This window comes from Polaromonas sp. JS666 (assembly GCF_000013865.1).
In the GTDB taxonomy this organism is placed as follows: domain Bacteria; phylum Pseudomonadota; class Gammaproteobacteria; order Burkholderiales; family Burkholderiaceae_C; genus Polaromonas.
Window position 1 is genome coordinate 2,758,757 of record NC_007948.1, and the last position, 13,205, is coordinate 2,771,961.

Annotated in this window: 13 protein-coding genes; 2 read left to right on the forward strand and 11 right to left on the reverse strand. The window is 62.1% G+C overall.

From position 1 onward, the window contains the following. Positions 1–129: 129 nt before the first annotated feature. The 11 genes from soxB to BPRO_RS29605 all read right to left on the reverse strand — a co-directional run bounded on the left by soxB (position 130) and on the right by BPRO_RS29605 (position 11,412). The gene (gene soxB, locus BPRO_RS13035; RefSeq protein ID WP_011483539.1) at positions 130–1,854 is read right to left on the reverse strand and encodes a thiosulfohydrolase SoxB; all 1,725 of its coding nucleotides are present in this window, start codon (positions 1,852–1,854) and stop codon (positions 130–132) included. A 105-nt stretch (positions 1,855–1,959) separates the two neighbouring features. Beyond that, positions 1,960–2,616 carry a sulfur oxidation c-type cytochrome SoxX gene (gene soxX / locus BPRO_RS13040; protein ID WP_011483540.1) on the reverse strand — a complete coding sequence of 219 codons (657 nt, stop codon included), beginning with the start codon at positions 2,614–2,616 and terminating at the stop codon, positions 1,960–1,962. A gap of 19 nt (positions 2,617–2,635) precedes the next feature. Beyond that, a complete protein-coding gene (gene soxA / locus BPRO_RS13045; protein WP_011483541.1) occupies positions 2,636–3,451 on the reverse strand; it encodes a sulfur oxidation c-type cytochrome SoxA in 816 nt (271 codons plus the stop codon). Positions 3,452–3,550: 99 nt separating this feature from the next. Next, positions 3,551–3,862: a thiosulfate oxidation carrier complex protein SoxZ gene (gene soxZ / locus BPRO_RS13050; protein WP_011483542.1), complete on the reverse strand. Its 312-nt coding sequence runs from the start codon at positions 3,860–3,862 to the stop codon at positions 3,551–3,553. Positions 3,863–3,912: 50 nt separating this feature from the next. Further along, positions 3,913–4,380, reverse strand: coding sequence for a thiosulfate oxidation carrier protein SoxY (gene soxY / locus BPRO_RS13055; RefSeq protein WP_011483543.1), 468 nt, complete (start codon positions 4,378–4,380; stop codon positions 3,913–3,915). 145 nt (positions 4,381–4,525) lie between these two features. Continuing rightward, positions 4,526–5,740, reverse strand: a complete 1,215-nt coding sequence (locus tag BPRO_RS13060) for a c-type cytochrome (protein WP_011483544.1) — start codon at positions 5,738–5,740, stop codon at positions 4,526–4,528. After that, entirely contained in the window at positions 5,727–7,058 is a 1,332-nt protein-coding gene (soxC, locus tag BPRO_RS13065; RefSeq protein WP_011483545.1) for a sulfite dehydrogenase, read from the reverse strand. Before soxC ends, BPRO_RS13060 begins: the two co-directional genes overlap by 14 nt. Positions 7,059–7,075: 17 nt before the next feature. Further along, complete coding sequence (locus BPRO_RS13070) at positions 7,076–7,459, reverse strand: ArsR/SmtB family transcription factor (protein WP_011483546.1); 384 nt, start codon at positions 7,457–7,459, stop codon at positions 7,076–7,078. A gap of 419 nt (positions 7,460–7,878) precedes the next feature. Beyond that, positions 7,879–9,804, reverse strand: coding sequence for a propionate--CoA ligase (locus BPRO_RS13075; RefSeq protein ID WP_011483547.1), 1,926 nt, complete (start codon positions 9,802–9,804; stop codon positions 7,879–7,881). A gap of 51 nt (positions 9,805–9,855) precedes the next feature. Then, a complete protein-coding gene (locus BPRO_RS13080; RefSeq protein ID WP_011483548.1) occupies positions 9,856–10,833 on the reverse strand; it encodes an MDR family oxidoreductase in 978 nt (325 codons plus the stop codon). Positions 10,834–11,241: 408 nt separating this feature from the next. Then, positions 11,242–11,412: a hypothetical protein gene (locus tag BPRO_RS29605; RefSeq protein ID WP_157045797.1), complete on the reverse strand. Its 171-nt coding sequence runs from the start codon at positions 11,410–11,412 to the stop codon at positions 11,242–11,244. 210 nt (positions 11,413–11,622) lie between these two features. On the opposite strand from BPRO_RS29605, the gene BPRO_RS13085 reads away from it, so the two are divergent. Together BPRO_RS13085 and BPRO_RS13090 are read left to right on the forward strand one after the other, a co-directional pair. Further along, the gene (locus tag BPRO_RS13085) at positions 11,623–12,732 is read left to right on the forward strand and encodes a WD40/YVTN/BNR-like repeat-containing protein (RefSeq protein WP_011483550.1); all 1,110 of its coding nucleotides are present in this window, start codon (positions 11,623–11,625) and stop codon (positions 12,730–12,732) included. A gap of 19 nt (positions 12,733–12,751) precedes the next feature. After that, the gene (locus tag BPRO_RS13090; RefSeq protein WP_011483551.1) at positions 12,752–13,174 is read left to right on the forward strand and encodes a DUF1810 domain-containing protein; all 423 of its coding nucleotides are present in this window, start codon (positions 12,752–12,754) and stop codon (positions 13,172–13,174) included. Positions 13,175–13,205: the final 31 nt, after the last annotated feature.

A 13,205-nucleotide genomic window follows, 5' to 3' on the forward strand; every position in this document is an offset into this window, starting at 1 on the left:
TTTGTTTCTTTACCGGACGAGGCGTTGTTTCCGGTCCGATTTTTGGGCCGATACCGCTGGTATTGCGGGTGTTTTACCGCACCAGCATGACCACAGCCCCTGAGAAAGCTCCAGGGGCCGAGCCCCGGGTTACAGCGCCAGGCCGAGCCCGGGGTTACCCGCAACGCCGAGCAGCTCGGGGGTATTGGGCTTGGCCGGTTTGATCACCTTTTGAGCCTTGAGATAGTGCTCGACCACCTCCCAGACGGGCGGCCCGGCATGTTTGCTGGCCTCGGCAACCGGCGCCCAGCCGGCCACCTTGTAAGTCTTGCCAGCCTCAATCAATTGGCCTTTCAGGCGCATGTTCTGGATGCGCGACCCCATTTTGGCTCCCGGCTCGCAGGTATAGGTCAGCCCGCCCACCCGCACCATGTCACCGCCCTGCTGGTAATAAGGATCGGGATTGAACAGGTTGTCACCCACGTCCTCCAGAATGGTTTTGATCGTCTCGCCGCGCATGTCCGTCAGGGTGGTCCACGGATAGGTGATCGCGGTCTGGTCCATCAGGTGTTCGCGCGTGATGGCCTGGCCGGGCAGCAACGATGTTCCCCAGCGAAACCCGGGGGAAAAGGCGATTTCGGCGCCGCGTACGTCCATCAGGGCGTCGAGGATGAGCTGGTCAAAGGTGCCGTTGAAATTGCCACGGCGGTACAGCGTGCCTTCGGTCAACGCCAGTTTTTCCGACAATTTGGCATCATAAGGCGCACGCACCCTGGAAATCAGCGCACTCATGGCGGAATCAGCCGGCAACAGACTGGAAAACACCGGCAGCAGGCGGTAGCTGAAACCCCGCACCTGCTTGTCCTTCACGTCCAGATCCAGCACGCCCAGAAACTTGCCATTGCTTCCCGCATTGGTCACGATGGTCTGGCCGCCCGGGTTTTTGACAATCACAGGCACCGGCACGCCGTCGTGAGTATGCCCACCCAGAATGGCGTCGATACCGGTAACGCGCGAGGCCATCTTCAGGTCCACGTCCATGCCGTTGTGGCTGAGCAGCACCACCGCCTGCGCGCCCTTGGCGCGCGCCTCATTGACCGTTTCCTGCATCTCGCTTTCGCGGATGCCGAAAGTCCAGTTTGGCGTTTGCCAGCCGGGGTTGGCAATGGGTGTGTAGGGAAAGGCCTGGCCCACGATGGCGACAGCCACGCCGTTCATCTCCCTGATCACATAGGGCTTGAACACCGGGTCGCCAAAGTCGCTGGTCTTGATGTTTTGCGCGATGAAGTCGACCTTGCCGGCAAAGTCCTGCTCGATGATTTTCTTGACACGTTCCTCGCCATAGGTGAAGTCCCAGTGGCCGGTCATGATGTCCACGCCCAGCAACTTCGCGGCGTCCACCATGTCCTGGCCCTGCGTCCAGAGCGCCGTGGCGCTGCCTTGCCAGGTATCACCGCCATCGAGCAGCAGCGCACCGGGGCGATCCGCCTTGAGTTGCCTGACCAGCGTAGCCAGGTGGGAAAAACCACCCACCTTGCCGTACTGGCGGGCAGACCGCTCAAAGTCCAGATAGGTAAAGGCATGCGCCTCGGGTGTGCCCGACTTCAGGCTGGCCGCTTTCAACAGTTGCTCGCCCACCAGATGAGGAACCTGCCCGCGCATGGCGCCGACGCCCAGGTTGACAGAGGGCTCGCGAAAATAACTGGGCAACAACTGGGCGTGGCAATCCGTCATGTGCAACAGGTGCACATTGCCGGAGCGCGGCAAGTTGTACAAGCCACCAGCCTGGGCAGCACTGGCCTCGCGCTGTAACGGAAAACCGGCAGCCAGGGCCGCAGCCATGACACTTGCAAATTCGCGGCGGGACAGATTCATGGCGTCAGGCATCCTGCCCGGCAAGCCGGGTGTGGGTTGAAACTACTATCAATTTGAGCTGTTTGCGCCCCTATTTCCCGGGCAGACAGCCAGAATCGCCGTTGATTATTTATTGACCGGCGATTGCGGATCCAGCAGCAGCGCCATCACGTCGCGAATCTGCTGCTCACCCAGGATGGCCGCATGGCCAAACCGGGGCATGCCGGAGCAGGCGTTGTAGGCCTTGGCGTTCCAGAGTTTTCCCCAGGTGTACTCAACAATGGGTTTGCTGGCAGCAGCGGCCGGGTCACTCACGCCGCGCAGCTTGCCGTAGTTGTAAAGGCTGGGGCCTATCGAGCCAAAAGACAGTTCCGCCTTGCTGATCTGATGGCAGTTGTAGCAGCTGCCACCGTTGGCTTCACCGGGCTTGTCGCTCCAGGTCAGGCCGCGCCCGTTCTGGGCAATTTTTTCGCCTTCGCGCCAGTTGCCGATAAATTTGCCATCCAAGGGAAACTTCACCGTTTTCAGGTTGGCCTCTTCAATGGCTTTGGCCAGTTTTTCATCGAGCGGCTTCCCCGCAGCCTCCGAACAGGCCTGGTTGGAGGCATCGAGCTTGAGCCGGTCCAGCCTGGCAATACCCTGTTCGCGGAACGAGCCCTTCAGCACTTGGGCGGTGGCTTCATCAACCGCCTGCGACGTGGGCGCCATCGCGCAACCGGCCAGCAGCACGGTCAAAGCGGTGCCGACTGCCAGCAGGGCTACTTTTTTTTGTGTCTTGTTCATGTCAATCCTTCTGCCCGGTTTAACGCTTGAGCGCAGGAGCGGTGGAGGCACCGCCCTTGCTGTTCACACCCATGTACACGCCCAGCGCAATGGTCGCGTCGGAGGCATAGCCCGGGAACGGAAAGCGCTGCTGCCGATAGCAGTCATTCAGGCGGCGCTGCATGCTCCACAAATCGCCGCTGGAAACACGGTAGGCCGGCCACGCGCCAAAACCGGTGCTGGCGCCAGGTTCTTTGGTCAGGTTGGGAAGGTCCTGCAGACGCACACGCTTGTTGTCCTCCCCATGGCAAGACGCACACGAAAAGTCATAGGGGCCGCCGCGCAGGTAGAACACCTTCTTGCCAACTTCATACATCAGCTTTTCCTGCGCATGGGCCTGCGGCAGGTTGAAGCTCATGCCGCGCGATTCGCCCGAAATATAGGCCACCAGCGACTCAATGGTCTTTTGCTCGCCTGTACCAAAGCTGGTTTTGGCGATGTCAGCCGCATTGAAACCCTGCAGTTGCTCCATACAGGTGAGCAGGCGCGACTCCAGGTCCTGCACGCGCCGGGTGTCCGCAAAAAAGCGCGGCAACTCGACAAAAGTGCCCTTCACCACGCCGGGGCCTTTGCCCAGGTCGCATTTTTCGAGCGAAGCATTCTTCGGGCCGCGCGCCTGTTTCCAGATCAGCTCACCCTTGGCCTCATACAGCTCGGCCGGGTTGCCATCGGCCAGCATCGCACGGTACTCGGCGATGCCCTCGGCGGTGCTTTTCTGCGCGGCGGCGGACAACGGGAACAGCGCCAGTGCCGTAAGTGCCGCCAGTGCCGCAGGCCCGTACAGGCTTGATTTCATCGTGGTCTCCTCAACCGTTTTCGTTATCAACCGTCTTCGTTATTGTGAGGTCGCACCGCTGAAGCTGGTGCGACGCCGGCGCGATGCAGATGCTGCCCTTCAGGCAACAAGCGCTTCGTCGCTGCGCTTGTCACCGTGGTTGTCGACCCAGTTCACCACGATCTTGTCGCCGGCCTTGCCGCCCTTGAAGCTGAACTGCACGAAGGGATTCTTCGACACCGCCGTACCCCATTGGGCACTCATCACGGTTTTCCCGTTCCAGGTGGCGTTGATGGTCTGGATAAACCAGGCGGGCACGGTCTTGCCTGCGGCGTCCTTGCGCTGACCGCTCTCCATTTCGTGGCTGACCAGCACTCGGACCGTGGTTTTATCGCCCTGGGCCTGGGCCCGGATTCGCATTGGATCTGACATTTTTTCTCCTGACTTGAACTGTGATTGACGTGAGACCGGGGCGCGGCAAGCTAGCCGCCGCAACCGCCCAGCGTGACTTTCACTTCTTTCACAGCGTAAAAATACTTGTCGCCGACTTTGGCCAGCGCATACACATTGGACGACTGACCCATCTTGATGTTGGTCGAGACGCTGGCATCGGTGCCGGCCGGAATATCGAACAGCGCCGCCAGCGCGCTGGGATTTTTTTCAACCACGAATGCAATCTGCGTGGTGTTGGCCATGCTGCTTTGCGCACCAACGCGCACCACGCTGCCGTTTTCGGCAATCTCCGGGGCCTGCAATACCAGTTCCTTGCTTTCAACCGGTGCGCTGGTGGCGCCCAGGGTCTTGGCGGCCTCCGCGAAGGATTTGCTGTCAAAAGCCACCTTGTTCCAGCCCGGCGCATTTTGCGCATAGGCCGGCACCAGGCCGGAGGCGGCAGCGAGGGCCAGCGCCGTGGCGCCAGAACTGCTGGTTAAAAATTCACGACGTTCCATGGATCGAACTCCTTAACTTGCTTATTGATCTAACTTTTTTTTGGTGTCTTGAAACCTGAGCGCCATTGGACACAAAAACCGACACCCGCGGGAGGGGATTTATCCCACGTCACCACCGCACTCACCAATTTTGACGCGTCACCATTCATGGTTTCGCCCCCAGCGCCAGCCACTGGGCAAGCTGAGCCGATTCGGCCAGGCTCAAGGACTGTGCTGGCATGGCCATGGAGCCCCAGACGCCCTGTCCACCTGCCCTGATTTTGCCCGACAGGTAATTCACCGCATCGGCGTGATCTTTATATTTCGCGGCGATCTCCCTGAACGACGGGCCGACGAGTTTACTGTCCATGCCATGGCAGGCAACACAGGCATTCTTCTGCAGCAGCGGCATGACTCCCGCAGTGCCCGCAGGGATGGGGGCCGTGGTCGCCGCAGCTGGCAACGCAGCCTTCGCTCCTTTTTCAGGAGCACTTGAAGACCGCTCGTATCGGGCTACATCGAGATTTGGCTCAAAATTCCGGGCCTGGGGCGGCCGTGTGGTATCGGCCCCGCGGCTGACGCCCACCAGGCGTGACTGGTCCACCAGGTTGCCGTGCGCATTGCGCGCATAGTCGGGCAAAAAGCTTTTGACGACGGCTTGCGCCTTGCAGTCTTTCATGCAGGCCAAGCCCTGTACATCGGGCCGCGCCGTGCCACCCAACTCCTTGCCGGGCCACAACGCGTGCGCGGTGGTCATGCCATGGCGGTTGGGCAGGCGGTCCTGCACCTCGCGGATGTTGCTGTCAGATAGCGTGAAGTCCGCGGGCAATACATTGCCCAGATGCAGGATGTAGGCAGTGGCGGCATACACCTCGTCGGCAGTCAATGTTTTGGGCGCATTCCAGGGCATGGCCCGGTTGATGTAGTCCCACAGGGTAGACAGCGTGGACAACTTCATCAGCGTGGTGCGATGCGGCTGGTTGGCACCCGGCAACAGGCTGTCCACCCGGCCGGCCCGGATGTCCTGGGCCGTCACGCCCCCGACCAGCGGTGTAAACACATCCGACGACTCGGCAAAACTGCCGTGGCAGGACGCACACTGGGCTTCCCACAAGACCTCACCCTGGCGTACCGAGCCCTGCCCCTTGGGAAGCCCCTTGAAGTCGGGCCGGACGTCAATGTCCCAAGCCCTGATTTCCGCGGGCGTGGCGGTTCGGCCAATGCCTGAAATACCCGCACCCGCCAGCGAAACCTGCGCTGCTGCGCGCTTTGGCGCTGGCAGGGATTGCGCCTGGCTTGCACCCACGCCCAGCATCCATACACAGGCGCAGGCGGTCAGCCGCCAGGCACCGGGGAGCAGCCTGGACCTAGATCTGGACATTTTTCACCTCGCCGTTTTCCTCCAGCAGCCACGACTGGATGGCGTTGTTGTGATAAATGCTGCGCGAGGCACGCACCTTGCGCAATTCAGCGTAGGTCGGCTGGACCTGCCCGGTTTCATCCACGGCCCGGCTCTGAAAAATCGCTGGTTTGCCGTCCCAGACAAAGTCGGCATTAAAACGCGTCAGGCATTTGGCAAGCACCGGGCCCTGGAGCCGGGCCGGTGCCCAATTGCGTCCGCCGTCAGTCGACACGTCCACCCGGCGGACCTTGCCGCGCCCGCTCCAGGCCAGGCCCGTGATGGTGTGAAACCCTTTTTGCAGCAGCACCTGGCCGCCACTGGGCGAGGTGACCACGCTTTTGACTTCCTGGATGCTGGTGTACTGGCGGTGCGTGCCATCGGGCAGCAAATCGACGTAATGGATGGTCTCGTCCTTCGCGCCGTAGGGCATGTCACCCACCTCAATGCGCCGCAGGTATTTGACCCAGCTCACGCCCTGCACGCCCGGCACGATCAGGCGCAAGGGGTAGCCGTTTTCGGGCCGCAGCATTTCGCCGTTTTGCCCGTACGCCACCAGCACCTCGCCACTCATGATCAGACTCATCGGAATGGTGCGCGTCATGCCTGAGCCGTCGGCGCCTTCTGCCAGGATGAATTTGGCGCGCCGCAAGTCCGCGCCGCACAACTCTAGAAGGGTGCGCAGGGGCACGCCGGTGAATTCGCTGCAGCTGAGCATGCCGTGGGTGTATTGCACCGTGGGCACCGCCGCATTGCCCCATTCCATGCCGGTGTTGGCTCCGCACTCAATGAAATGCATGCGGCTGACACTGGGCAGGCGCATCACGTCGTCCATGCTGAACACCATGGGGCGCTTGAGCAGGCCTTCGTCAGAGCCATTGACCATCAGCCGGTGCCTGGACGGATCGATATCCCACCAGCCCTGGTGGTGCCGTTCAAAATGCAGGCCACTGGGCGTGATGATGCCAAACAGCCCCTGGAGCGGACAAAAACTGACACTCGACTGGCCGACCCGCGTCAGGCCCGGGCTTTCACGGCGCTGCAGGTTTTTTTCAAATTCGCTGGGCAGGCCGTAGCCGCGTGCCGCAACCGGCTGACCCAGGCCCTTGCTATGGGGCGGCAGATTCAGGATGTTCGCGTCACCCCCCTCCCCTTGGGCACTGACGGACCCAGCCGCCGTAGCGGCAGCAGCTGTGGCAAAGGCCTTGGCCAGAAAGCCGCGCCGGCCGGCCCGCACATCTTGTATCTGCGTGCGGCTCAGGAAATTTTCAGGTGCGCGTTGCAGGAATCGACTGAACATGAAGCGGGTCTCCGGGCTCAGACTTTTAGCGAACTGGCTCGGTACAACAAGCTCTCTGATGCGGGCACTGCACCGGGCTCGTCCAGCTCAATCGCGATCTGGGTGCACACGCTGCGGCACAGCGCGACAGCTTTTTCGCTTTGCACCCGGTAAATCACCTGCGCGCCCTCTTTGCGTTTGGCCAGAACCCCCGTGCGATAGAGCACCGCCAGGTGCTGCGAAAGATTGGGCTGCGTGGTGTCAATTTCGGCAAGCAGCTCATTGACAGACTTTTCGCGCTCGCACAAGGCGCTCAACACACGCAAACGCATGGGCGTGGCCAGCACCGAAAACAACTCGGCGGCCAGTTCAAACACCCGACTGCTTTCAGTACTTCCCTTCGACGCGATCATCTGATTCATAAGTAAATCCGAATATAAGTATTTGATGATATTTTGAGCGTGAAAAGCCTCACCGCAATACCGTACTTACCCTTGGATGCGTCTGTTGCGCACAAACGTGAAGATTGCAAACGCTATCAATTCGAGAGCCGGTTTCTCCGGCCCAGCATGGCGGGAAAAACTTTTAACCTAGAAACGGCAGTTGGATGCGTCCGAGTGCGCCGTGATCGGCGTGCCAGGCAAGGCGTGACAACGCAGTGGGCTCCTGCCCACAAGGCGGAGCAACGCAGCATGGCGCGCCGAGCATGGTGCAATCGGGCGCATAGCGCTGTCACCCAGAAGGTAAACGCCATCGAAGAGGGGAAAGTCCATGGGCATGCGGCTTTCCTGAAGTTTGCGAGCGGTCAACTGCTGTTTCTAGGTTCAATGCCAGGAATGCGTCAGGAAGCCGACACCCGGTCGCGAATTTGCTGCAGCGCGGCAGGGTCGTCCATGGTGGTCAGATCTCCGGCATCTCGCCCTTCACACACGGCCTGGATGGCGCGACGCAGCAGCTTGCCGCTGCGGGTCTTGGGCAGCGCCGTGACAAAGCGCACCCTGGCCGGCCGCGCGACCGCACCCAGGTCACCATCAACGCGCTTCATGATCTCGCCCTCCAGCTTGAGCGTCGCCGCACCGTCTTGCAGCAAACTGGCATCCTTGAGCACGGCAAACGCCATGGCCACCTGTCCTTTCAGCGCGTCGGCCACACCCACCACCGCCACCTCGGCCACCAGCGGATGGCCGGAGATGCTTTCTTCAATCTCGCGCGTGCCCAGACGGTGCCCGGCGACATTGATCACGTCGTCAGTACGGCCCAGAATGAAGTAGTAACCGTCCTCGTCGCGTATGCCCCAGTCGAAGGTGCTGTAGACCATCTTGCCCGGCACGCTCTTCCAGTAGGTGTTGACAAAGCGCGCGTCGTCTTGCCAGACGGTTTGCATGAAGCCCGGTGGCGTGGGGCCTTCAAGGACCACCACGCCTTTTTCATTGGGCTGCGTGAGTTCTTCGCCCGTCGCCTCATGCAACAGCTTGACACGGTAGCCATACATCGGAACGCCGGGGCTGCCAAACTTGCTGGGCGTGCGCTCCACGCCGTTGGCCACCGTCAGCAGCGGCCAGCCGGTTTCGGTTTGCCAGTAGTTGTCGATGATGGGCACACCCAGCCCGTCACTGATCCATCGGGCGGTCGGCTCATCGAGCGGCTCGCCCGCCAGAAACAGCGCACGCAGGCTGGAAAGATCGTGTTTTTTCAGGAGCGCCGGATCCTGCTTTTTCAGCACGCGCACGGCAGTCGGAGCGCTGAACATCGCGGTGACCTTGTATTTCTCCACCAGGCGCCACCAGATGGCGCCATCGGCGTGGCCGTCCATGCCCTGCGTCGGCAGGCCTTCGTACATGATGGTCGCCATGCCGGCGATCAGTGGCCCGTAAATGATGTAGCTGTGGCCCACCACCCAGCCAATGTCGCTGGTGGAGAAATAGGTTTCCCCGGCACGGCCGTCAAAAATATGTTTCATGCTGGCCGCCAGCGCCACGGCATACCCGCCCGTGTCGCGCTGCACGCCCTTGGGTTTGCCAGTGGTGCCGCTGGTGTAAATCGTGTAGCTGATGGCCGTGGAGTCCAGCCACTCACATGGCACCTGCGCATCCAGATGCTGCTGACGCAAATCGCCCCATAGCTGGTCGCGCCCCGCCACCAGCGCCATGGGCGCCAGCTTGCGGTCCACCAGCAAAACCGACTCGGGCTGGTGGCGGGAAAGGCGTATGGCTTCGTCGAGCAGCGGCTTGTACGCCACCACCTTGCCGCCGCGCGAGCCGGCATCCGCGCTGACAATCACTTTGGGGGTGGCATCGTCGATGCGCGACGCCAGCGAACCGCTGGCAAAGCCGCCAAACACCACGCAGTGAATGGCGCCAATGCGTGCGCAGGCCAGCATGGCAAATGCCGCCTCGGCAATCATCGGCATGTAGATCAGCACCCGGTCGCCCTTTTGCACGCCCAGCGCCTTCAGGCTGGCCGCCATGCGCTGCACTTCCACATGCAGCTCGGCAAAGGTGTAGGTTTTTTCCTGGCCAGTCTCGCTCGAGACATAAATCAGCGCCGCCTGGTTCGCCCTGTCCTTGAGGTGCCGGTCTACCGCGTTGTGGCACAGGTTGGTCTGCCCGCCCTCATACCAGTGCACAAATGGCGGCTTGTCGTAGTTGCACACCCGGTTGAACGGCTTGTGCCAGTCAATCAGTTGAGCCTGCTCGGCCCAGAAGGCGTCAGGCTGGTCTATCGAACGCTGGTAGAACGCCTTGTAGGTTTCCGCTGTGCTGCTCATCGTGTGTCTCCGGTTTTATGGCTTTATGACTTGGTTGGCTTCATGCCCGCTTCAGATCTTGACGACCACGCGGCCGCGGACCTTGCCCGCCATCAGGTCGGCGGCTCGCGCGGGCGCCTCGGCCAGCGGCACTTCGTCAATGATGGCTTCGAGTTTGGCCGGGTCCAGATCCCGCGCCAGGCGGCTCCAGGCCTGCTGACGCCTCGCCAGCGGCGCCATCACGCTGTCTATGCCGGCCAGCGTTATGCCGCGCAAGATAAATGGCATCACGGTGGCCGGAAAATCCGCCCCCTGCGCCAGCCCGCAGGCAGTCACCACGCCGCCGTAGCGAGTCTGCGCGCAGGCGTTGGCCAATGTGTGCGAACCCACGGCGTCCACCACGGCCGCCCAGCGTTCTTTTTGCAGCGGCTTGCCCGGAGCCGACAGCTCGGCCCGGTCCATCACGCCCGCAGCGCCCAGCTGTTTCAGGTAGGGCTCTTCACTGGCCTTGCCGGTGGCTGCCACCACGGTGTAGCCCAGCTTGCCCAGCAGGGCCACCGCCACGCTGCCCACGCCACCCGTCGCCCCGGTGACCAGCACCTCGCCGTCCGCAGGCATAGTCCCATGCCGCTCCAGCGCCAGCACGCACAGCATGGCGGTGTAGCCGGCCGTGCCGATCGCCATCGCCTGCCGCGTACTGAAGGCTTCAGGCAGCTTCACCAGCCAGTCGCCCTGCAGCCGCGCCCGCTCCGACATCAGACCCCAACGCGTTTCACCCAGCCCCCAGCCGTTGTGCACAAACCGGTCCCCGGCCTTCCACGCCGCATGGCTGGACTCCAGCACAGTGCCCGCACCGTCAATGCCCGCCACCATGGGCCAGCTGCGCACTACCGGTCCCTTGTTGGTGATGGCCAGGCCGTCTTTGTAATTCAGCGTGGAGTACTCCACCTTGACCAGCACATCGCCCGCCGGCAATTGGGATTCCTCGATATCGGTGATGGCGGCGGCAAAACCGGCATCCGACTTGGTGAGTTGAAGCGCTTTGAACACGAGCTGTCTCCGTAATGTCTACCGTTAAACACGCGGTCAATCAAGGTAAAACCGTCAAACTGAATTCTTAATTATGGATAACGGGCTTGCGGCAAGCTGACGGCAGCAGTCATGGCACGGCGCGGTTCCCCTTGAAAACTATCAAATCAATAGCGGCCTGCTCTCGTATTTATTTAGCCAAAGCCATTTTGTTCTTAAAAAAATAAAAAAGATCTGACTGGAATCCAGCGCTTCGACCAGCCGAGGAGCCTGTCGACCTTGGGAGTTGTCGGCTCCAAATCCGGTCAAAACTGGCCTCGCTGGGAGCGATTCTGGCTACGAACGCTTTTGACGCCCCCGGTCCGACAGGCTCCAGGGGCCCACAGCTTGCCTGGCCGCTATGGCGCTATGGTGGATATCTGAGGCCAACTACCACCCATAGGCCTCAATGTTGCAATGTGTACCGCTGCCCTTCAGCAACTTGACGGGGCCAAACTGGCGCCAGACAATTTCCCGAAACTTTTTAAACCGGTTGTCCGGCGCCGAGCCGCTGTGTTGCTGATCGTCGCCGTGGAATTCGCCCCCGGCCTGCGCCGCCATGAGCAGCGCCCCCCGAGCTGGCGCACCATGTCTTTGACGACCAGTGCGCGGTGCGCAAGCATGTGGCCGCGTTCGTAAACCGGCAGACGGTGCCGGGCCGCAGCCATTTGAATCGGCCGCTTGTAGTCGGGGAGCTTGAAGCCGGGGATCGCGTGCTGGTCATCCAGGCATTGACCGGCGGCGTCAGGTTGCACACCAAGGAGTCACATCATGCACACACTGCTGGCTGGCAGCCGCAAGGGTTTGTTTGTCATCCGTGGCGAAGGCGCACGCTGGGGCATCGAGTCGCACCACTTTGCCGGCGACCCGGTCACCCAGGTGCTGGCCGACCCGCGCGATGGCGCCTGGTACGCCGCACTGCGCATGGGGCATTTCGGCGTCAAGCTGCGCAAGAGCACCGACCAGGGCGCGAACTGGCAGGAAATTACCGCCCCCGCTTTCCCGCCCAAACCCGAACAGGGCCCCTGGGCAGACGACCAAACGCCCTGGAGCGTAGACCTGATCTGGACGCTGGCCGCCGGCGGCGCCAACCAACCCGGCACGCTGTGGGCCGGCTGCATTCCAGCAGGCTTGTTCAAATCCGAAGACGGCGGGGCGAGCTGGGCGCTGAACACCGCCTTGTGGGAGGACCCCAAACGCCAGGGCTGGCTGGGCGGCGGCTATGACCATGCGGGCATTCACACCGTGCTGGTGGACCCGCGCGATGCTCGGCACCTGACCCTGGCCGTCTCATGCGGTGGCGTCTGGCAAACGCGCGATGGCGGCGCGAGCTGGGCGCTGACGGCGGCCGGCATGCGGGCCGACTACATGCCCGAAGAAGGCGCGTATGACGAAAACATCCAGGATGTGCACCGCATGGTGCAGTGCGCGACCCAGCCCGAGGTGTTGTGGGTGCAGCACCATTGCGGCATTTACCGCTCCACCGACGGCGCGCAGATCTGGCAGGCCATTGCCGCACCGAAGCCCTCGGGCTTTGGTTTTGCCGTGGCCTGCGACCCGCATAACCCGCAGCGCGCCTGGTTTGTGCCGGCGCAGGCCGACGCCGTGCGCGTGCCAGTCAACGGCCAGATGGTGGTCACCCGCACCGACGACGGCGGCGCCAGCTTCAAGGTGCTGACCGAGGGCCTGCCGCAGCGCCAGGCCTACCACCTGGTCTACCGCCATGCGCTGGACCTCACGAACGACGGCCAGACCCTGGCAATGGCCTCCACCACCGGCGGGCTCTGGCTCAGCGCCAACGCCGGCGAGGCCTGGCATTGTGTGTCGCGCGATTTGCCGCCGCTGGCGGCGCTGCAGTTTGTCAATCAGTCGCAACCGTAAAATCCCGGCACTGCCCACCATGACCGACCTTCACGACCTGCAGCGCTTCGTCCTGGCGCAAGACCCGGTCTACACCCAGGTGTGCGCCGAGCTGGCGGCCGGCGCCAAGACCAGCCACTGGATGTGGTTTGTGTTTCCGCAGTTCAAGGCCTTGGGCCGCAGTGCCACCGCGCAGCACTACGGCATCGCCTCCAGGGTCGAGGCACAGGCCTATTGGCAGCATCCTGTGCTCGGGCCGCGGCTGAAGGAATGCAGCGAGCTTGTCGTGGCCGTGGAAGGCCGGACGGCACTGCAAATCTTCCGCTCGCCGGACGACCTCAAGTTCCGATCGTGCATGACGCTGTTTGCGCAGGTGGCACCACAAGAGCCGGTATTTAACCGGGCGCTGGCAAAGTACTTCGACGGGGAAGGCGATGCGAGGACGCTTGATCTGCTGGAGTAGCGCGTGATCCACCGGGCTATTTCGACTGACA

Excerpts from the sequence above, each read along its gene's own strand:
- soxB (WP_011483539.1), bottom strand. The coding sequence starts at position 1,854 with ATGAATCTGTCCCGCCGCGAATTTGCAAGTGTCATGGCTGCGGCCCTG.
- soxX (WP_011483540.1), bottom strand. The coding sequence starts at position 2,616 with ATGAACAAGACACAAAAAAAAGTAGCCCTGCTGGCAGTCGGCACCGCT.
- soxA (WP_011483541.1), bottom strand. The coding sequence starts at position 3,451 with ATGAAATCAAGCCTGTACGGGCCTGCGGCACTGGCGGCACTTACGGCA.
- soxZ (WP_011483542.1), bottom strand. The coding sequence starts at position 3,862 with ATGTCAGATCCAATGCGAATCCGGGCCCAGGCCCAGGGCGATAAAACC.
- soxY (WP_011483543.1), bottom strand. The coding sequence starts at position 4,380 with ATGGAACGTCGTGAATTTTTAACCAGCAGTTCTGGCGCCACGGCGCTG.
- BPRO_RS13060 (WP_011483544.1), bottom strand. The coding sequence starts at position 5,740 with ATGTCCAGATCTAGGTCCAGGCTGCTCCCCGGTGCCTGGCGGCTGACC.
- soxC (WP_011483545.1), bottom strand. The coding sequence starts at position 7,058 with ATGTTCAGTCGATTCCTGCAACGCGCACCTGAAAATTTCCTGAGCCGC.
- BPRO_RS13070 (WP_011483546.1), bottom strand. The coding sequence starts at position 7,459 with ATGAATCAGATGATCGCGTCGAAGGGAAGTACTGAAAGCAGTCGGGTG.
- BPRO_RS13075 (WP_011483547.1), bottom strand. The coding sequence starts at position 9,804 with ATGAGCAGCACAGCGGAAACCTACAAGGCGTTCTACCAGCGTTCGATA.
- BPRO_RS29605 (WP_157045797.1), bottom strand. The coding sequence starts at position 11,412 with ATGGCGGCGCAGGCCGGGGGCGAATTCCACGGCGACGATCAGCAACAC.
- BPRO_RS13085 (WP_011483550.1), top strand. The coding sequence starts at position 11,623 with ATGCACACACTGCTGGCTGGCAGCCGCAAGGGTTTGTTTGTCATCCGT.
- BPRO_RS13090 (WP_011483551.1), top strand. The coding sequence starts at position 12,752 with ATGACCGACCTTCACGACCTGCAGCGCTTCGTCCTGGCGCAAGACCCG.